Raw genomic sequence first — 18,148 nt, forward strand, 5'->3', positions numbered from 1 at the left:
AATGAAAACGCTGGTATGGCAATCACTCAGTGAATCTCAGCAGGACTCGGTACTGGAAAGACCGGCGATTGCTGAGGGCGCAAATATCACTCAGGCGGTAGAGCAGGTAATTTCATCTGTCCGCAAAGAGGGTGACGTTGCGCTTAAAGCGCTGACAGAAAAATTCGATGGTGTTGCTCTGGACAGTATTCAGGTCAGCAGCGAAGAGATTGAAGCCGCGTCCGGCCGCCTGTCTGAAAAAATGAAGCAGGCGCTGGAACAGGCGTATGACAATATTTCTAAGTTCCACGAAGCGCAAAAACCGCAGACCGTGCGGGTTGAAACTCAGCCTGGCGTGGTTTGTGAGCAGGTAACCCGCGCAATCAATAAGGTTGGCCTGTATATCCCGGGTGGCAGTGCCCCGTTGCCATCAACCGTACTGATGCTGGGCGTGCCGGCTCAGATCGCCGGTTGCCGCGAAGTCGCGCTCTGTTCTCCGCCGCCGATCGCCGATGAGATCCTGTATGCGGCGAAGCTGTGTAAGATCGATAAGGTGTACCAGCTTGGCGGTGCTCAGGCCGTTGCCGCCATGGCTTATGGCAGTGAAAGCGTTACGAAAGTGGACAAGATTTTTGGCCCGGGTAACGCGTATGTCACCGAAGCCAAGCGCCAGGTGAGCAATGATTTCCGCGGTGCGGCGATTGATATGCCTGCAGGGCCTTCTGAAGTGCTGGTGATTGCCGATGACAGTGCGTATCCGGATTTTATCGCCGCCGATCTGCTGAGCCAGGCTGAGCACGGCCCGGATTCTCAGGTTGTGCTGGTAACGCCGTCAGTCGTAATTGCCGACAAAGTGGCGGACGCAGTGCAGCGTCAGTTGGCAGAGCTGTCACGCAAAGAGATCGCGCAGCAGGCACTGGGTGCCAGTGTGATCATTGTGGCGGAGTCCATCAGCCAGTGTGTCGCCATTTCTAACTTCTATGGCCCGGAGCACCTGATCGTACAAACCGAAGCGCCGCGTGAGTTGCTGCCACTGCTCGATAACGCCGGTTCGATCTTCCTTGGCGACTGGTCGCCGGAATCGGCCGGTGATTACGCCTCCGGTACCAACCACGTGCTGCCGACTTACGGTTATACCCGTACCTACTCAAGTCTTGGCCTTGCTGATTTCTCCAAGCGTATGACGGTGCAGGAGCTGAGTGCAGACGGTCTCAAAACCTTGGCACCAACCGTTGTTACTATGGCAGAAGCTGAGGGGCTGGATGCCCACAAACGCGCGGTGACTATCCGTGTCGAGAAGCTGGCAAAAGGAGAGGCGTAATGGAGAAACTGGCCAGAAAACAGGTACAGCAACTGACGCCGTATCTGTCAGCCCGCCGTATTGGCGGCAGTGGTGACGTGTGGCTCAATGCTAACGAATCGCCATTTGATAATGAATACAAAACAGACTTCGCCCGCCTGAACCGCTACAGCGAGTGTCAGCCTGCATCCCTGATTAACGCTTACGCCGCTTATGCAGGCGTCAAGCCGGAGCAAACCCTCACCTCACGTGGCGCAGATGAAGGCATCGAACTGCTGATCCGTGCGTTCTGTGAGCCGGGTGAGGATGCGATCCTTTATTGCCCGCCTACTTACGGCATGTACTCCATCAGTGCAGAAACCATTGGTGTTGAGCAGAAGACAGTGCCGTTAACAGCCGACTGGCAATTGGATCTCGAGGGCATTGAAGCGAACCTGGATCAGGTGAAGCTGGTATTTGTCTGCAGTCCGAACAATCCGACCGGCAACCTGGTTCGCCGTGAAGACATCGTGTCCCTGCTGGAGATGACCAAAGACCGCGCCATTGTGGTGATGGATGAAGCCTATATCGATTTTTGCCCGGAAGCGTCGACGGTCGATCTGCTGGAGCAGTATCCAAACCTTGCGATCTTAAGAACCCTGTCGAAGGCTTTTGCCCTGGCTGGTCTTCGCTGTGGTTTTACCCTGGCGAACGAAGATCTGATTCAGGTGTTGCTTAAAGTGATCGCGCCTTATCCTGTTCCGGTTCCGGTGGCGGACATCGCCTGTCAGGCACTGTCTGAAGCGGGTCTTGCAAAAATGAAGTTCCAGACGCTGGATCTCAACGCCAACCGTGCCTATCTGCAGGTAGGTCTGAGCATGCTCGATGGAGTGGAAGTCTTTGAAGGCTGGGGGAACTATCTGCTGGTGAAATTCCCGGATGGAGACCTGCTGTTTAATGCGGCGTGGGACAGCGGAATTATCCTGCGTAACTCGCCAATTAAAGATTGTGTCCGCATCAGCGTGGGCAACCGGGAAGAATGTGAAAAAGTTGTGGCCTTTATCCGCAATGAGCTGGCCAAAAACGTTGCTTAGTAAAAGGAAGTCGCAGTGAGCAAACAACAAAAAATTCTGTTTATTGATCGTGATGGTACGTTGATCGAAGAGCCACCGGTGGACTTTCAGGTTGACCGTCTGGATAAACTCAAATTTGAGCCCTTTGTTATTCCGGTTCTGCTGGAGCTGCAGGACGCGGGCTACCGTCTGGTGATGGTGACCAACCAGGACGGTCTGGGCACCGACAGCTATCCGCAGCCTGATTTTGATGCGCCACATAATATGATGATGGAAATCTTCGAATCTCAGGGCGTGAAGTTTGATGATGTGCTGATCTGCCCGCACTTTGAGGAAGACAACTGCAGCTGCCGTAAGCCGAAACTGGGTATGGTGAAAGAGTATCTTCAGGGCGGAAAAGTCGATTTTCAGCAGTCGGTGGTTATCGGTGACCGAGCCACAGACCTTCAGTTGGCTGAAAACATGGCGATTCGTGGCATACAGTACAACCCGCAGACCATGGGTTGGCGTGAAATCCTGACTGACCTGACGGTTAAAGCGCGCGTGGCCGAAGTGGTGCGCACGACCAAAGAGACTGACATCAAAGTCGCAGTTAACCTTGACGCTCAGGGCGGCAACGAAATTTCTACCGGTCTTGGCTTTTTCGACCATATGCTGGATCAGATCGCGACCCACGGCGGATTTCAGATGCGCTGCCAGGTGGAAGGTGACCTGCACATAGACGATCACCACACGGTGGAAGACACTGCTCTGGCGCTCGGTCAGGCCCTGAAAGATGCGCTGGGAGACAAGCGTGGCATTGGCCGTTTTGGATTCAGCCTGCCGATGGATGAATGTCTGGCGCAGTGCGGTCTGGATCTTTCCGGTCGTCCGTATCTTAAGTTTGATGCGAAGTTCAGCCGCGAGCAGGTGGGCGATATCTCTACCGAAATGGTAGAGCACTTCTTCCGCTCACTAACCGATACCCTGGCCTGTACGCTGCACCTGTCATCGTCTGGTGAAAACGATCACCACATCATCGAAAGCCTGTTTAAAGCGTTTGGCCGAACCCTTCGTCAGGCGATCAAAGTGGAAGGGACGGAGCTGCCAAGCAGTAAAGGAGTATTGTGATGACCGAACAGAAAGTGGTGATCATCGATACCGGCTGTGCCAACGTTTCTTCGGTGAAATTCGCCATAGAGCGCCTTGGCTATCCGGTGACGGTGTCTAAAGACCCGGATGTAGTACTGGCAGCAGACAAGCTGTTCTTGCCGGGCGTAGGCACCGCCAGCGAAGCGATGAACAACCTGCGTGAACGTGATCTGATTGAGCTGGTGAAGCGGGTTGAAAAGCCGCTGCTTGGGATCTGCCTTGGGATGCAGCTGCTCGGAAGGGCCTCCCAGGAAAAAGGCCAGAAAGCCGATGATTGGGTATCCTGCCTCGGTCTTTGTGACGGGGAAGTGAAGCTGATGGAAACCGGCGAGCTTCCGCTGCCTCACATGGGCTGGAACACGGTGACTGCCCGGGGCGGGCATCCGCTGTTTAAAGGCATTGAGAGTGGTGAGTACTTCTATTTTGTGCACAGCTTTGCCATGCCTGCCGGGGATTACACCATTGCTGAGTGTGACTACGGCAATCCGTTCAGCGCAGCGATCCAGAGCGGTAATTACTATGGCGTGCAGTTCCACCCGGAACGCTCAAGCAAAGCAGGATCAAGGCTGATCCAAAATTTCCTGGAACTATAAATAAGGGATGAGTAAGTGATTATTCCAGCACTCGATTTAATTGAAGGCCAGGTGGTACGTCTTTATCAGGGCGACTATGGCCAGGTAACCGAATACAAAGTCGACCCGGCAGAGCAGTTTAATCTTTATCACCAGGCCGGTGCCAACTGGCTGCACCTGGTGGATCTGACCGGCGCGAAAGACACAACAGCCCGTCAGCTGGATCTGATTGCCAGACTGCTGGCAAGCACTCCGGCGAGTATCCAAATCGGCGGTGGCGTACGCAGTGAACAGGACGTAGTTGATCTGCTTGAAGCCGGCGCTCAGCGCGTGGTAGTGGGCTCAACGGCGGTGAAACAGCCGGAGCTCGTAAAAGGCTGGATGGAGAAATACGGCGCAGAAAAAATCGTTCTGGCGCTGGATATCAATATCGACGCCGAAGGTGTGCGTAAAGTGGCGATTTCCGGCTGGCAGGAAGACTCAGGCGTGACCATTGAATCCCTGATTGATGATTATCTGACGGTGGGCCTGACCCACGTGTTGTGCACCGATATCTCCCGGGACGGCACCCTTGAAGGCTCAAACGTAGAGCTCTACCAGGACCTTTGTAAACAGTACCCTCAGGTACAGTTTCAGTCTTCAGGTGGTATCGGCTCCCTCGCTGATATTGAAGCGCTTAAAGGAAGTGGCGTAGCAGGCGTTATCGTTGGCCGCGCGCTGCTGGATGGCAAGTTTACCGCAGAGGAGGCATTTGCATGCTGGCAAAGCGAATAATTCCCTGTCTCGACGTACGTGACGGCCAGGTGGTCAAAGGCGTTCAGTTCCGCAACCATGAGATCATCGGTGACATTGTGCCGCTCGCTCAGCGTTACGCCGAAGAGGGTGCGGATGAGCTGGTGTTTTATGACATCACTGCATCAAGTGACGGCCGTGTGGTAGATAAAAGCTGGGTCGCCAGGGTAGCTGAAGTGATTGATATCCCGTTCTGCGTAGCAGGCGGGATCAAATCTGCTGAAGATGCGGCGCGTATTCTGGAATTTGGCGCAGACAAAGTTTCGGTAAACTCTCCGGCGCTGGCAAATCCGCAGCTGATCACCGATCTGGCGGACAAGTTTGGTGTTCAGTGCATCGTAGTGGGCATCGACTCTTACTATGACAAAGAGACTGGTAAGTATCAGGTTTACCAGTTTACCGGAGATGAAGCCCGCACTAAGGCAACCCGCTGGGAAACCCGCGACTGGGTGCAGGAAGTGCAAAAGCGCGGCGCAGGTGAAATTGTACTGAACATGATGAACCAGGATGGCGTGCGCAACGGTTACGACATTGAGCAGCTGAACATGGTACGCGAAGTATGCCGGGTACCGCTGATTGCATCCGGCGGAGCTGGTGCCATGGAGCATTTTGCTGAGGCGTATCAGAAGGCCAATGTGGACGGAGCGCTGGCAGCGTCTGTGTTCCACAAGCAGGTGATCAATATCGGTGAGCTGAAGCAGTATTTGAAACAGCAGGGCGTGGAGGTACGGATATGAGTTTTGAAAGCCAGGTAAACAGCCAGCAGCTGGCAGAGCGTATCGACTGGGAAAAAGTCGGCGGTCTGGTTCCTGCGATTGTGCAGGATTATGGCTCTGGTCAGGTACTGATGATGGGGTACATGAACCCGGCGGCACTGGAGAAAACCACTCAAACCGGCCAGGTAACGTTTTTCTCCCGCACTAAGGAGCGTCTTTGGACTAAAGGCGAAACCTCCGGCAACGTGCTGCAACTTAAAAACATCGCCCTCGACTGCGACCAGGACACCCTGCTGGTTAAAGTCGACCCGGTTGGCCCAACCTGCCACACAGGCACCACAACCTGCTGGGATGGAGACAAACAGCCTGAAAGCCAGATGGTGTGGCTTCATCAACTTGAGCAGCTACTGGCTGCCCGCAAGAGTGCCGATCCTGACTCTTCCTATACGGCCAGCCTTTACGCTCGTGGCACCAAGCGCATCTCGCAGAAGGTGGGCGAAGAAGGCGTCGAAGTCGCGCTTGCAGCGACGTCGGGTGACAAGGCGGAGCTAGTCTGTGAATCAGCCGATCTCATCTATCACCTGCTGGTCCTGCTCCAGGACCAGGGGCTGTCGATGGCGGATGTGATCGGGAAACTGCAGGAGAGGCACGGGGGATAGGCTCTTGGCCCTGGGCGCTAGGCTCTGGGGGGGGATCGTTGAACCCGCAGTTGAAATAAATAGAGAACGGAGGACTTTTAAGCCCTCCGTTATTTTTGGTTGTTTGTAAGAACTATCCAAGTGCTCGCCCAGGGCCTAGTGCCCAGAGCCCAGCGCCTTTATCACCCACAACACTTCTTAAACTTTTTCCCGCTTCCACAAATACACGGGTCATTGCGGCCAACTTTCAGGCTTTTTACCGGTTGGCTGAGGCGCGGGTCTGGTTCCGGTTCACTGTTTGGGAACTCGCCGTCGATGTAGTACCACTGGTTGTTTTCGCGGATGAATCGGGAGCGTTCGCCGAGGCAGTACTCTTCGTCATCATGGCGGAAGTAGGCATTGAAGGTGACAAAGCCTTCATCGCCGTTTTCCTTGCTTTCCAGAACTTCCAGGCGTTGCCAGTCGCTGTCGATGGACTCTGCTATTGCCTCGCGGTCTGCTTCAGCGTTGCAGCTTGGGTGATAAGTGTTTACAACAAAATCCACCAGGCCGAGTACGTGGGCGCAGTAACGTGCGCGCATCAGTTGTTCCGGGTGTTTTGCGTTGGTGGTGTCCTGGTGGACGGGCTGGCAGCATGCCTGATAGCTCAGGCCGCTGCCGCATGGACATGATGTCATGGTGTTCTCTACTTCTTAAAATCCATCAGTTCGGCAGACCAGATGTTGGATTGCTGGTAGCAGTCTGCCAGGTAGTTTTCGTTGATGCCGAGTTTCTTGCGCAGGCGGATAACGGTTTCCCATTTGGCCTTTTCGAATGCACGGACCAGGGTGATAAGTTCCCCGAGTTCGCCTTCATTATCCAGCAGGGCATCCTTTATGCTGTGGTCGACCGGTATTGAGGCCATTATTTCTTCCAGTGGCTGATCCAGCATCGAATCGAGCAGGGAGAACATGCCGGTCAGAAATGCCTGACCCGGGTCGCATTTGCAGTTGCTTCCTTTGGTCAGCAGTTCGCAGAAACGGGCCCGTGCGACCGAAAGGGTATACAGACAGTTGGGTTTGCCTTCTGTGGTACTGGAAACCGCGACCAGCGAGACGAATTTTTTCAGCCGGGCTTCACCCAGATAAACCAGCGCCTGTCTGAACGATTTGATCTCCTGGCGTACCATGGCGGTGGAGTTCACCGAGCGCAGCAGTTTGTAGGAGAGGGAAACATCGCCGGTAAAGATCTGCTCGATAGCCCGGTAATCTATCTCGTCTTTGGCTATCTCTTTACACAGTTGCACTACGGTCAGCAGTGAAGGGCGGATATCCTTGTGCTGGATGACCTCGGGTTTGGCAAAAAAGTATCCCTGGAAGAGGGTAAACCCGGCTTTTTGTGCCTGCAGGTACTCCTCATAGGTCTCCACTTTTTCGGCAAGAAACTGAATTCTGCTCTTACTCAGTTTTTGTATCAATCTCGCTGCCTTCTCCATCGGGAACTCGCGGATATCGATTTTGATAATGGCGATATAAGGCAGGAAGCGCTGCCATTCCTGTGAAGGGATAAAGTCATCCAGGGCGATGGTATAGCCTTTGTTGTACAGGGCTTTGACAGCATTGAACAGTTCGTCGTCTGGTTCGCAGTCTTCCAGTATCTCTACCACAATGCTGGTGGACGGAAACAGTTCAGGGATTTGATCCAGAAGGCTCTGATACGGGAAATTCACATAGGCGCGTTTTTTCCCAAGGTTTTTGTACTGGGAGCTCAGAAACTGCTCGACCAGCAGGCGGTTTGTTGCATGCTGGGCTTCAACTGCCGGAAAGGTGTTTTGAGGACCATCACGGAACAGGAGTTCATAAGCGACGGTGTTTTTTTCACTGTCCAGAATAGGCTGGCGTGCTACGTATGAGTACTTCAATTCAGCGGCTTCTTATTATTGATAATAGAGTGAGTTAAACCTGATGATATATCAGGCCAACTGTTCAAACCTATCTTCCGGTCTGAGTTTTCGAGCCTATTTCACAGGAAATATGAGTTCTCTTCTCTCATCCGGGCTAATGGATAAAGCATAGCCAAGTTCATTCCAGTCCGGTAGCACGATGCGCTCACTTTCTCCCTGCTCTGTGGCCAGAGAGTGAGTCGCCGGGCGGTGGGTATGACCGTGGATCATCAGGTCAACACCGTGGCGGTTCATAACGTTAACCACTTCCTCTGCATTGACATCCATGATGCTGAGCTCTTTATTGTGCTTGGATTCTTTGGCCTTGCCCTGAATATCCGCCACTATTTTTTTGCGTATAAACATAGGAATGCGGATGAACAGCCACTGAAGCCAGGGCTGGTGTACTTTGGCGCGAAACTCGAGGTACTGCTGATCGTCGGTGCAAAGAGTATCGCCGTGCAGTACGACTGCCTCACGTCCGTACAGGGAGATGCGGTGCTCGGTGTCGAGCAGTGTTACTCCGGTTTCTTTTGCAAAGCGCTTACCGACCAGAAAATCCCGGTTGCCATGGCAGAAATAGCAGGCTACGCCACGTGAGGTCAGAAAACGAAAGGCGTCACGGATCTGACAGGCAAACTCCGAGTTATCATTATCCCCCAGCCAGAAATCGAACAGATCGCCCAGTACATACAGCGCTTCAGCATGAACGGCATGCTGGTGCACAAAGTCCAGGAAACAACGGGTCAGCTCAGGGCGGGAAGGGGAGAGGTGCAGGTCGGAAATAAAAAGGGTAGACATAAAGTAGTTCCGGTACTGAAAAAAGAGGGCCAGTCTGGCCCTCCTTTTGGAGTGAGTGCTTATTCGGCGATAGTGGTGCCGGTGATGATCACTTCTTCCAGTGGTACGTCCTGGTGCATGCCCATAGAACCGGTAGCAACACCTTTGATCTTGTTAACCACGTCCATGCCTTCAACAACTTCAGCGAAAACACAGTAACCCCAGCCGTCCATAGACTCAGCTTTAAAGTCCAGGAAAGTGTTGTTGTTTACGTTGATGAAGAACTGAGAGCTCGCTGAATGCGGCTCCATAGTACGTGCCATTGCCAGCGTGCCCACTTTGTTGCTCAGGCCGTTGTTTGCTTCGTTTTTGATCGGTGCACGAGTCTCTTTCTCACGCAGACCAGAAGTCATACCGCCACCCTGAATCATAAAGCCGTCGATAACGCGGTGGAACAGGGTGTTGTCGTAGAAACCGTCACGGCAGTATTGCAGGAAGTTAGCGCTGGTTTGTGGCGCTTTTTCTTCGTTTAGTTGAACTTTGATGTCGCCGTGGTTGGTGTGAAGGGTAATCATGAGAGATTCCTTTGCTTTATATGGGATATGAACTGTGAATTTTAGCGTAAAACCAGTCACAATCAATAGTTGCTGGCTTTATCGCCACTTGGGAGGCAAGTGGGATTTCATACGCTTTTTTATCGGCCGGGAGTATTACGTCCCCGGGCAGGAGTTGATATACTCGGCTTCTTATTTGTTTTAATAAAATGTTCAGATAGAGACCATGTTAAAGATATACAACACACTTACGCGACAAAAAGAGGAATTTAAACCCATCGAAGCCGGCAAAGTCGGTATGTACGTTTGTGGAGTTACTATCTACGATCTCTGTCACATCGGCCACGGCCGTACGTTCGTTTCTTTCGATGTGGTATCCCGTTACCTGCGCTACCTGGGTTACGACCTGAAATTTGTGCGTAACATCACCGATATCGACGATAAGATCATTAAGCGTGCGGCAGAGAATGGTGAGAGCTGTGATGATCTGACCGAGCGTCTGATCGGCGAAATGTACGCTGACTTTGATGCGCTGAACATGAAGCGTCCGGATGTTGAGCCACGAGCGACTCAGTACATCCAGGAGATCATCGAGCTGGTTGAGCGTCTGATCGAGCGCGGCTTTGCATACGTAGCTGATAACGGCGACGTAATGTTTGAAGTGAAGAAGTACGATGAGTACGGCAAGCTTTCAAAACAGGATCTGGACCAGCTGCAGGCAGGTGCCCGCGTTGATATCGAGCAGGCGAAACGCAGCCCGCTTGACTTCGTACTGTGGAAAATGTCCAAGCCGGGTGAGCCGACCTGGGAATCACCATGGGGCCCTGGCCGTCCGGGCTGGCATATCGAGTGTTCTGCGATGAACTCTTCTATCCTGGGTAATCACTTTGACATTCACGGCGGTGGTTCTGACCTTCAGTTCCCGCACCATGAAAACGAAATCGCTCAGTCATGCTGTGCACACGGCACCCAGTACGTGAACACCTGGATGCACAGTGGCATGGTAATGGTAGATAAAGAGAAGATGTCCAAGTCTCTGGGTAACTTCTTTACCATCCGTGATGTACTGAAGTACTACGATGCAGAAACCGTGCGTTACTTCCTGATGTCTGGTCACTACCGCAGCCAGCTGAACTACAGCGAAGACAACCTGAACCAGGCGCGTTCTGCACTGGAGCGTTTGTACACGTCACTGCGTGGTCTGGATACTTCTGTTGAAGCTGCTGGTGGTGACGAATACGTAGCGCGCTTTACTGAAGCGATGAACGATGACTTCAACACCCCGGAAGCCTACTCTGTGCTGTTTGATATGGCGCGTGAGATCAACCGCCTGAAAGGTGAAGAGCCTGAGAAAGCTGCTGCACTGGGTGCACAGATGCGTGAACTGGCTGACGTTATCGGTATTCTTTATCAGGAGCCGGAAACCTTCCTGAAAGGTGGTGCCAGTGAAGATGATGATGAAGTCGCTGAGATCGAAGCGCTGATCAAACTGCGCAACGACTCGCGTGCAGCCAAAGACTGGGCGAATGCTGATATGGCGCGTGATAAGCTGACAGAGATTGGCATCATCCTGGAAGACGGGCCGCAGGGCACGACCTGGCGTCGTAAGTAACTGATTCATTATAAGGGCTGAGTTTTCAGCCCTTTTATTTAAATATTTGATTACAGGAAGCAACTACTGTGGCTCAGATGTATTTCTATTACTCGGCGATGAATGCGGGTAAATCCACTACACTTCTTCAGTCCTCTTTTAACTACCGCGAGCGCGGCATGAATCCGGTGATCTTCACTGCTGCGCTGGACGACCGTTACGGCGTGGGCAAAGTCAGTTCACGTATCGGTCTGCAGTCTGATGCCATGCTGTTTAAAGGTGATACGGACCTGTTTGAGACCATTAAACAGCTTAACGAAGAGCAGGCTCACCACTGTATTCTGGTCGATGAAAGCCAGTTTCTGACCCGCGAACAGGTACAGCAACTGACCGAAGTGGTTGATAAGCTGCACATCCCGGTACTGTGCTACGGCCTGCGTACCGATTTCCAGGGTGAGCTGTTTGAAGGCAGTAAACACCTGCTGGCGTGGGCAGACAAACTGGTAGAGCTGAAAACCATCTGCCACTGCGGCCGCAAAGCCAACATGGTGATCCGTACCGACGAACACGGTAACCCGATTGCAGAAGGCGACCAGGTAGCGATTGGCGGGAACGATCGTTATGTGTCGGTTTGCCGGCAGCACTATAAGGAAGCGTTGGGGAAATGATCCTGGCGCTGGGCTCTAGGCCCTGGGGGCGAGCGCTGAGACATCAGTGCTTAACTTATACTGCTGAGGCAGGCAAACTTACCTAGAACCTAGAACCTAGAACCCAGAACCAATAAAAAACGGGCTGAAAAGCCCGTTTTTTTATCCCTCTTTTTTAGCCGCAAACTGCCTCATCGAATACGCCACCCTTTCTGCAGGGCGGGGGTATTCCATTGGCTCGCCGAGGCCTTCGATGTGGCGCAGGCGGGGGAGCAGGCCGGAGCCGTTGGCGATCTGGATGGCGAGACCCGGGCGGGCGTTCAGCTCCAGTACCATAGGGCCTTCTTCTTTATCCAGCACCATATCGGTACCCATATAGCCAAGGCCGGTCATCTCCCAGGCGCTGGAGGCCAGGGTCAGCAGACGTTCCCAGTGGGGCACCTGCAGGGTGGCCAGCTCTTTGCCGGTATCAGGATGAAGGGTAACCGGCTGGTCAAACTGTACAGCCCTTACTGCTTTACCCGTGGCGATGTCGATACCGACACCGACCGCACCCTGGTGGAGGTTGGCTTTGCCGTCAGAGGCTGAGGTAGACAGGCGCATCATCGCCATTACCGGATAGCCTTTGAAGACAATAATCCGCACATCCGGCACACCTTCATAGCTGAAACCGTCGAAACAGTCGTCAAACTTAATCAGGTTCTCAACGACGGCCACATCGTTTTTACCGCCCAGTGAGAACAGGCCCGCCAGTGCGTTACTGATGTGGCGCTCTACATCCTCTTTGTTGATGGTAGAACCCGACGGCTTGGTGTACTCACCGTCTTTGTGCGACGTGACAACCAGAATGCCTTTACCGCCACTTCCCTGAGCCGGCTTGATTACGAAGCCGGGCCAGTCTTTGACCATATCGTGGATTTGCTTTACTTCGTACTGATGGCTGATCACGCCGATAAGCTTAGGCACAGTAGCACCTGCACGTTCGGCAATGATCTTGGTCTTCAGTTTGTCATCCACCAAAGGATATTTTGAACGGTCGTTGTAGCGGCCGATATAACTGTGGTTTCGCTGGTTCATCCCCATAATGCCGCGAGACCGGAGCTGGAATGGGGAGGTAAATTTCCCAAACATAATCAGTCCTCAGTCAGCGGTTTAAAGCGACGCAGCTCAGTCAGGCGGTAGCCGGTGTAAGTGCCCAGCAGCAAAATACCCGCCAGTACAATCAGTTGCAGGCCGATAAAGTTAAAGGTCAGGTGCTGGATATACGGGTTGGTCATCGCCAGGTAAACCAGTACAGCTGTCAGCAGTGATCCGCCACCCTGGATAAAGACCTCTTTACCGCCTTCTTCTTCCCACAGGATCGACATACGTTCAATGGTCCATGACAGGATGATCATTGGGAAGAAGGTGATGCTGAGACCTTCATTCAGGCCGATGTTGAAGGCTACGATGGTAAATACAGAAATGATCAGGATTACGGTAATGATCACCGCTGATATCCGCGCGACCAGCAGCAGGTTCAGTTTGGACAAATAGCCGCGGATGATAAGCCCGGTGCCGACAATCAGCAGGAAGCCGACGATACCGGTCAGCAGCTGAGTCTGAACAAAGGCTACTGCGATCAGAACCGGCATAAAGGTACCGGACGTTTTCAGACCGACGATCACACGCAGAAATACCACGATAAGCGCGCCAATAGGGATCAGCATGATGGTTTTAAACATCGACTGCTCTGCGATAGGCAGGCTGTGAATCGAGAAGTTCAGCAGGCTGTCGGCAGAGACTTTCTCGCTCGTAGCCTGTTGTGGTGTTACTTCCTGAGCGATCATCGAGAAGTGCACCTGGCTGTTCTTACCGCCGATTACATCCAGCAGGGAAACATTGGACTGATCCCAGATCAACAGGTTTTGCTGCTGAAGCTGCTCTGCTGAGTTTACGTCAAACAGTTGCCAGTGCTTACCGTCCCATACCTGAAGCATGGCACTGATGCTCTGACGGCGGCGGCCGTCTTCCAGCGTAATAACGCCGACCAGCTTATTCGGTACGTTGGCGTAGCTCAGCAGTTTGGCTGTCAGCTTTACTTTGTCCTGGTTGTTCAGCAGCAGGGCGGCGTTCTGGTTGTCATCGTCGTTCAGCTGTTTGATAAGCTCACGCGTCAGGGTAACGTTATCGGCGCTGCGGCGGGTGGCCTGCTGAAGGATAGACTGAGCCGCGGCGTCCTGAGGACCGTCAAAGATAGGCTTTTCAACTGTATCTTCAGCCGGAGGAATGGATTCGAACTTAGCCTGCTCATCAACCAGAAACTGGGTTTTGTAGTAGATAGTCTGAGGGCCACTGGCCTGACGAACACTCCACTCGGCGCGGCGGCCGGTGTCTGTGGTGACATATGCGATGCCGTAGCCAGGTGAAGAGGCGTTCTCAGTGATCAGGGTGTAGCCCTGTTGGGTTTCAGGTGCTGCCAGGGATACTTTGACCGGTTTGTCCTGTGCGGTGAACTCGATGCGCGCTTCCACATCCCAGATCTGGCGGGTTTCGCCTGGTGTCCATGGTACGCCATAATCCGTGTGGCGCATTACGCTGAGCGCAATACCTGCCACCAGCAGAAAGAGCACAGCAAAATAGAATGGCACTTTTGACGTCATAAAAATCGTCCTTTTATTATGTTTTATTTCTTACCTGACTGGAGGTAAGTTTTGCTGACATCGACAAGGGCGATGTCCTGAATAAACTCGCGCCCCAGAAGTACCGGGTGGGTCATTTGAGAACGGTCAGCAAGAGTAAATTGTGCGCGCTGGTGGATTTCACCCAGTTGTACCCAAAGTTCGACCACTGCCCGGCGCTCTGAATCATCATTGCTCGACTGGCGGATCTTCACATAGCGGATAAGCGGAGCTTCGATCCAGTGTTTTTCGTCAGCTGGTGTACTGGCATCATCAATATGGAACTTCACCCAGGTCTTGCCGTTACGCTCAAACTCCTGAACATCTGTCGCGTTCAGGGAAGAAGTGGTTGCGCCGGTATCGACACGGGCATCAAACAGGGTTTTGATGGTATCGATTTTGACTTTCTCGATGGCGCCCAGTACCACAGGCTGAGAAGGCAGTGACGATGTTGACTGAATCACTTCATTGTCGGCAGGTTTTGGAACCTGTGCCGCAATAAGTGCGCTCTGGTTTCGGCGCAGACGGGCTACTTCTTTGTTGAGCTTGCTCAGTTCGGAATTCAGGCCGGAAATCTGCTTGTTCTGCTTTTCTATTTCGACATTGAAAGAGTCAAGGCGGGTCTGCAGGTTGGTTTCGGTTTGGTTGATAGCGTCAATAGTCGCCTGGCTGTATTTTTCGCCATCCATCAGAGAACAGCCGGATACAGTGCCGGCCAGGGCGATGGCGATCACTCTCTTAAACATCGTTTACCTATGTAGGACAGAGGGTTGAGGAACGGATTAGCAGAAAGTGTATATGATAAAAAAGGATGCGTGAAGCATCCTTCTGTTAATCTCTGGTCAGAGACACTCATATTACGAAAAATGAGAATTAATCAGGGTTTTTCGCAACCAGGATCGCGCGGCGCGGCGCCGGGTGACCTTCAACGGTTTTAGACGGATCGTTTGGATCCAGATAATCCGGCAGCGAGTTATGAGTCATCCATTCGGTGGTACGCTGCTCGCCAACAGTTGTCACGTTCTCATCCACAATGCGCACATCGGTAAAACCGACTTTTTCCAGCCATACTTTCAGTGCTTTTGCAGACGGGAAGAAGTAAACGTTACGCATTTGAGCGTAGCGGTCTGTCGGTACCAGAACTGCGTTTTCATCCCCTTCAATCACCAAGGTTTCCAGCACCAGTTCACCGCCCTGAACCAGCTGATTTTTAAGCTGGATAAGGTGATCAAGCGGTGAGCGACGGTGATAGAGTACGCCCATGCTGAATACGGTATCAAACGCTTTCAGTTCCGGAAGTTGCTCAATACCCAGCGGCAGCAGGTGCGCTCGCTGGTCATCACCCATCAGTTTTCGTATCGCTTCGAACTGCACCAGGAACAGGTGCGATGGGTCGATACCGACACACAGACGCGCACCTTCACCCAGCATGCGCCACATGTGATAGCCATTTCCACAGCCCACATCCAGTACTGAGCGGTTTTTCAGCGGAGAGATGTGTGGCAGCACACGATCCCATTTCCAGTCACTGCGCCACTCAGTATCGATGTGGATACCATGCACGGTGTATGGGCCTTTGCGCCATGGGTGAAAAGTTTTGAGCAGGTTTTCCAGCTTCTTCGCTTCACCTGTGTGCAGTGGCTCTGCATTACCCAGGCTTACCGCTTCTTTTAGAACGATATGCTCAGGCATTCCTTCCGGGATCTTTTTCAGTGCGCGCAGCCAGCGGTCAAAATCACCGTGCTCGGCGTTCTGCCAGTCAGTCAGTTGCTGCGGCAGGATGTTCAGCCAGGGCTGCAGACGCTGATCCTGGGCGATAAGTTGGTAGAAATTAGCAAAGTTGAACATGGTAAATCGTCTTAGTTAGTTCTTTCTATATCAGATGAGAGTGTTAGAAGCGGGTCCTGGGTCCAGGGTCCTGGGTTTATCCCTCTGAATCTCTATTTAATCGCAAACATCGAGCCGAAGTTGAAGCACTGGAACCAGACCTGGTAGCTGGAAAAACCGATCTGCTTAAAACGTTCCATGTGCGTGTCGATGGAATCCGGGCGCATGACGTTTTCAATCGCGCTGCGTTTTTGGCTGATCTCCAGCTCGCTGTAGCCGTTAGCGCGTTTGAAGTCGTGGTGCAGGTCGATAAGCAGTTCGTGGGCCTGCTCATCACCGAAGACAAATTTCTCAGACAGGATCAGGATCCCACCCGGGCGCAGGCCGGCGTAGATTTTCTCCAGCAGGTTCTGACGGTCTTCCGGTGACAGGAACTGCAGGGTGAAGTTAAGCACCACCACTGATGCATTTTCGATGGCGATGTCACGGATGTCTGCTTCAATGACTTCAACCAGGGTATCGGAACGATAAGCGTTGATATGAAGTTTGCAGCGCTCGACCATAGCCGGTGAGTTATCGACTGCGATGATCTGGCAGCCTTCCTGCTGGATATGACGACGCATTGAGAGCGTTGCTGCACCAAGGGAGCAGCCCAGGTCGTAGACGTTTGAGTGCGGTTTGGCAAAGCGCTCAGCCAGCATGCCGATCGCCGAGATAATATTGCTGTATCCCGGTACCGAGCGTTGGATCATGTCCGGAAAGACTTCCGCGACCCGCTCGTCGAAAGTAAAGTCACCGATCTTATCGATAGGCGCTGAGAAAATAGTGTCTTTTGGGCTCATTGCTGGCTACCTCAAATCCCGGTGGATGTTGCATACCGGGCGCTTGCTGGAAAAGGGCGCGTATTTTACGCAATATCCGGCCCTATGTCATCAAAGCGTGCTCAGAACATCGAAATCTGTTGATCGTCTGTGTCTGCGGGAAATGGAGGGAGTGGGGGCTGTGGGGTGACTTTGGACAGTTTTTCATACAGTTTGACCGACAACTCGGGCGCCAGAATATTATCCGGGGTGTGGATCATCAGGTAAGGGGTTTTCCCCTCTGCAAGCCAGTCAGAAAGTGTGCTCAGCCAGGGTGTGAAAAATGCGGGATTCTCGTCCAGATCCGGATGACCGATAAAGCGGATCATAGGGCTGTTTGCGGTCGCAATAGCGTGTACCGGCACCCGGGGTTTCTTCTGCTGGGCGTCGATTATGGCATCACTTAACGGCAGGGCAGAGAATACCGGACGGCTGTCCATGATCACCCGGTTATGGCCTGCTTCGATCAGCCACTGATTAAAGCGTTTTTCTTCCTCCCCTTTTTCGAAAAACGCCATATTCCGCACTTCGATACCTAGGGAAAAGTCTTCCGGGAAAAGACGGCAGAATGCCTGCAGGTCACCAAGCTGGAAAGGATAAAAGTGCGCCGGGAGCTGAATGGTCCACTGACCAATTTTCTCATGCAGTGGCTCAAGCAGGTTAATAAAGTCACGTAAATCGTTCCGGCAGTGGCGGAGCGCTTTCTTGTGAGTGATGAGCTGAGGCAGCTTGAAAGTGAAACGAAAATCATCCGGCGTGGCGCTGTGCCAGTTGGCGACGGTCGCTGCTACGGGAGAGGCGTAGAAAGTGGTGTTGCCCTCAACGGTATTAAACACCTGGGCGTATTTCGCCAGCCGCTCAGAAGGCTGGGTTCCTTTGCCATAAAAACTGTGTTGCCACTGATTATGAGACCAGAGAGTCAGGCCGAGTTTTAGTTGGGACATAAATCTGTAAGTTTCGATAGCCACTCTTACAACGTAGCCAAAAATCGGGATATAATCAGCAACTATTTTTCGGCTTTAGCTGCTTGTTTGGGCGTATTTTGCTGCAAAAAGCACCAAAGCCTGATAAAACCACCCTTATATGTCAACAAGAGGTCGATTTTTATCATCGAACGGCGTATAAATG

Annotated in this window: 19 protein-coding genes; 9 read left to right on the forward strand and 10 right to left on the reverse strand. The window is 52.7% G+C overall.

The window, feature by feature from the left end:
• Position 1 precedes the first annotated feature (1 nt).
• Genes hisD through hisIE form a run of 7 tightly spaced genes read left to right on the forward strand, consistent with a single transcriptional unit; the run spans position 2 to position 6,201 of the window.
• Positions 2 to 1,300, forward strand: a complete 1,299-nt coding sequence (gene hisD, locus ACVB80_RS13085) for a histidinol dehydrogenase (RefSeq protein WP_481081730.1) — start codon at positions 2 to 4, stop codon at positions 1,298 to 1,300.
• Positions 1,300 to 2,352 (forward strand): histidinol-phosphate transaminase, encoded by a 1,053-nt coding sequence (hisC, locus tag ACVB80_RS13090; protein ID WP_481081731.1) that lies wholly within the window; start codon positions 1,300 to 1,302, stop codon positions 2,350 to 2,352. Before hisD ends, hisC begins: the two co-directional genes overlap by 1 nt.
• Positions 2,353 to 2,367: 15 nt before the next feature.
• Positions 2,368 to 3,441, forward strand: a complete 1,074-nt coding sequence (gene hisB / locus ACVB80_RS13095) for a bifunctional histidinol-phosphatase/imidazoleglycerol-phosphate dehydratase HisB (RefSeq protein ID WP_481081732.1) — start codon at positions 2,368 to 2,370, stop codon at positions 3,439 to 3,441.
• Positions 3,441 to 4,055 (forward strand): imidazole glycerol phosphate synthase subunit HisH, encoded by a 615-nt coding sequence (gene hisH / locus ACVB80_RS13100; RefSeq protein ID WP_481081733.1) that lies wholly within the window; start codon positions 3,441 to 3,443, stop codon positions 4,053 to 4,055. Before hisB ends, hisH begins: the two co-directional genes overlap by 1 nt.
• Before the next feature lie 15 nt (positions 4,056 to 4,070).
• Positions 4,071 to 4,808 (forward strand): 1-(5-phosphoribosyl)-5-[(5-phosphoribosylamino)methylideneamino]imidazole-4-carboxamide isomerase, encoded by a 738-nt coding sequence (gene hisA / locus ACVB80_RS13105; RefSeq protein ID WP_481081734.1) that lies wholly within the window; start codon positions 4,071 to 4,073, stop codon positions 4,806 to 4,808.
• Positions 4,790 to 5,563 (forward strand): imidazole glycerol phosphate synthase subunit HisF, encoded by a 774-nt coding sequence (gene hisF / locus ACVB80_RS13110; protein ID WP_481081735.1) that lies wholly within the window; start codon positions 4,790 to 4,792, stop codon positions 5,561 to 5,563. Before hisA ends, hisF begins: the two co-directional genes overlap by 19 nt.
• The gene (hisIE, locus tag ACVB80_RS13115) at positions 5,560 to 6,201 is read left to right on the forward strand and encodes a bifunctional phosphoribosyl-AMP cyclohydrolase/phosphoribosyl-ATP diphosphatase HisIE (protein ID WP_481081736.1); all 642 of its coding nucleotides are present in this window, start codon (positions 5,560 to 5,562) and stop codon (positions 6,199 to 6,201) included. The genes hisF and hisIE overlap by 4 nt, the downstream gene beginning before the upstream one ends.
• A 161-nt stretch (positions 6,202 to 6,362) precedes the next feature.
• On the opposite strand, the gene ACVB80_RS13120 is transcribed toward hisIE, so the two are convergent.
• The 4 genes from ACVB80_RS13120 to ACVB80_RS13135 all read right to left on the reverse strand — a co-directional run bounded on the left by ACVB80_RS13120 (position 6,363) and on the right by ACVB80_RS13135 (position 9,456).
• Positions 6,363 to 6,857 (reverse strand): YchJ family protein, encoded by a 495-nt coding sequence (locus ACVB80_RS13120; RefSeq protein ID WP_481081737.1) that lies wholly within the window; start codon positions 6,855 to 6,857, stop codon positions 6,363 to 6,365.
• Positions 6,858 to 6,865: 8 nt separating this feature from the next.
• Positions 6,866 to 8,080 (reverse strand): EAL and HDOD domain-containing protein, encoded by a 1,215-nt coding sequence (locus ACVB80_RS13125; RefSeq protein WP_481081738.1) that lies wholly within the window; start codon positions 8,078 to 8,080, stop codon positions 6,866 to 6,868.
• A gap of 96 nt (positions 8,081 to 8,176) precedes the next feature.
• Positions 8,177 to 8,902, reverse strand: coding sequence for a UDP-2,3-diacylglucosamine diphosphatase (gene lpxH / locus ACVB80_RS13130; RefSeq protein ID WP_481081739.1), 726 nt, complete (start codon positions 8,900 to 8,902; stop codon positions 8,177 to 8,179).
• A gap of 59 nt (positions 8,903 to 8,961) precedes the next feature.
• Positions 8,962 to 9,456 (reverse strand): peptidylprolyl isomerase, encoded by a 495-nt coding sequence (locus ACVB80_RS13135; RefSeq protein WP_481081740.1) that lies wholly within the window; start codon positions 9,454 to 9,456, stop codon positions 8,962 to 8,964.
• A 205-nt stretch (positions 9,457 to 9,661) separates the two neighbouring features.
• Here ACVB80_RS13135 and cysS point away from each other — a divergent pair, with 205 nt between their 5' ends.
• Positions 9,662 to 11,047 carry a cysteine--tRNA ligase gene (gene cysS, locus ACVB80_RS13140; RefSeq protein WP_481081741.1) on the forward strand — a complete coding sequence of 462 codons (1,386 nt, stop codon included), beginning with the start codon at positions 9,662 to 9,664 and terminating at the stop codon, positions 11,045 to 11,047.
• 68 nt (positions 11,048 to 11,115) lie between these two features.
• On the forward strand, positions 11,116 to 11,694 hold the full coding sequence (locus tag ACVB80_RS13145; RefSeq protein WP_481081742.1) for a thymidine kinase: 579 nt from the start codon (positions 11,116 to 11,118) through the stop codon (positions 11,692 to 11,694).
• Positions 11,695 to 11,835: 141 nt separating this feature from the next.
• Here ACVB80_RS13145 and ACVB80_RS13150 read toward each other — a convergent pair whose 3' ends face one another.
• The 6 genes from ACVB80_RS13150 to ACVB80_RS13175 form a co-directional block, all read right to left on the reverse strand.
• Positions 11,836 to 12,804, reverse strand: coding sequence for an alpha-L-glutamate ligase-like protein (locus ACVB80_RS13150; RefSeq protein ID WP_481081743.1), 969 nt, complete (start codon positions 12,802 to 12,804; stop codon positions 11,836 to 11,838).
• 2 nt (positions 12,805 to 12,806) lie between these two features.
• A complete protein-coding gene (locus tag ACVB80_RS13155; RefSeq protein ID WP_481081744.1) occupies positions 12,807 to 14,315 on the reverse strand; it encodes an inactive transglutaminase family protein in 1,509 nt (502 codons plus the stop codon).
• 23 nt (positions 14,316 to 14,338) lie between these two features.
• Positions 14,339 to 15,079, reverse strand: a complete 741-nt coding sequence (locus tag ACVB80_RS13160; protein ID WP_481081745.1) for an ATP-dependent zinc protease family protein — start codon at positions 15,077 to 15,079, stop codon at positions 14,339 to 14,341.
• Positions 15,080 to 15,206: 127 nt separating this feature from the next.
• Complete coding sequence (gene cmoB / locus ACVB80_RS13165) at positions 15,207 to 16,181, reverse strand: tRNA 5-methoxyuridine(34)/uridine 5-oxyacetic acid(34) synthase CmoB (protein ID WP_481081746.1); 975 nt, start codon at positions 16,179 to 16,181, stop codon at positions 15,207 to 15,209.
• A 92-nt stretch (positions 16,182 to 16,273) separates the two neighbouring features.
• A complete protein-coding gene (cmoA, locus tag ACVB80_RS13170) occupies positions 16,274 to 17,002 on the reverse strand; it encodes a carboxy-S-adenosyl-L-methionine synthase CmoA (RefSeq protein WP_481081747.1) in 729 nt (242 codons plus the stop codon).
• A gap of 101 nt (positions 17,003 to 17,103) precedes the next feature.
• Positions 17,104 to 17,964, reverse strand: a complete 861-nt coding sequence (locus tag ACVB80_RS13175) for a DUF72 domain-containing protein (RefSeq protein WP_481081748.1) — start codon at positions 17,962 to 17,964, stop codon at positions 17,104 to 17,106.
• Between the last annotated feature and the right edge of the window lie 184 nt (positions 17,965 to 18,148).

The sequence above is a fragment of the Vibrio sp. 9-16B-A1 genome (assembly GCF_056726165.1).

What these genes read in the sequence shown, in the direction of transcription:
- ACVB80_RS13160 (WP_481081745.1), bottom strand. Translation starts at nt 15,079, where the DNA reads ATGTTTAAGAGAGTGATCGCCATCGCCCTGGCCGGCACTGTATCCGGC.
- ACVB80_RS13150 (WP_481081743.1), bottom strand. Translation starts at nt 12,804, where the DNA reads ATGTTTGGGAAATTTACCTCCCCATTCCAGCTCCGGTCTCGCGGCATT.
- ACVB80_RS13155 (WP_481081744.1), bottom strand. Translation starts at nt 14,315, where the DNA reads ATGACGTCAAAAGTGCCATTCTATTTTGCTGTGCTCTTTCTGCTGGTG.
- ACVB80_RS13175 (WP_481081748.1), bottom strand. Translation starts at nt 17,964, where the DNA reads ATGTCCCAACTAAAACTCGGCCTGACTCTCTGGTCTCATAATCAGTGG.
- ACVB80_RS13120 (WP_481081737.1), bottom strand. Translation starts at nt 6,857, where the DNA reads ATGACATCATGTCCATGCGGCAGCGGCCTGAGCTATCAGGCATGCTGC.
- ACVB80_RS13135 (WP_481081740.1), bottom strand. Translation starts at nt 9,456, where the DNA reads ATGATTACCCTTCACACCAACCACGGCGACATCAAAGTTCAACTAAAC.
- hisF (WP_481081735.1), top strand. Translation starts at nt 4,790, where the DNA reads ATGCTGGCAAAGCGAATAATTCCCTGTCTCGACGTACGTGACGGCCAG.
- hisIE (WP_481081736.1), top strand. Translation starts at nt 5,560, where the DNA reads ATGAGTTTTGAAAGCCAGGTAAACAGCCAGCAGCTGGCAGAGCGTATC.
- hisC (WP_481081731.1), top strand. Translation starts at nt 1,300, where the DNA reads ATGGAGAAACTGGCCAGAAAACAGGTACAGCAACTGACGCCGTATCTG.
- lpxH (WP_481081739.1), bottom strand. Translation starts at nt 8,902, where the DNA reads ATGTCTACCCTTTTTATTTCCGACCTGCACCTCTCCCCTTCCCGCCCT.
- cmoA (WP_481081747.1), bottom strand. Translation starts at nt 17,002, where the DNA reads ATGAGCCCAAAAGACACTATTTTCTCAGCGCCTATCGATAAGATCGGT.
- cmoB (WP_481081746.1), bottom strand. Translation starts at nt 16,181, where the DNA reads ATGTTCAACTTTGCTAATTTCTACCAACTTATCGCCCAGGATCAGCGT.
- hisH (WP_481081733.1), top strand. Translation starts at nt 3,441, where the DNA reads ATGACCGAACAGAAAGTGGTGATCATCGATACCGGCTGTGCCAACGTT.
- hisD (WP_481081730.1), top strand. Translation starts at nt 2, where the DNA reads ATGAAAACGCTGGTATGGCAATCACTCAGTGAATCTCAGCAGGACTCG.
- cysS (WP_481081741.1), top strand. Translation starts at nt 9,662, where the DNA reads ATGTTAAAGATATACAACACACTTACGCGACAAAAAGAGGAATTTAAA.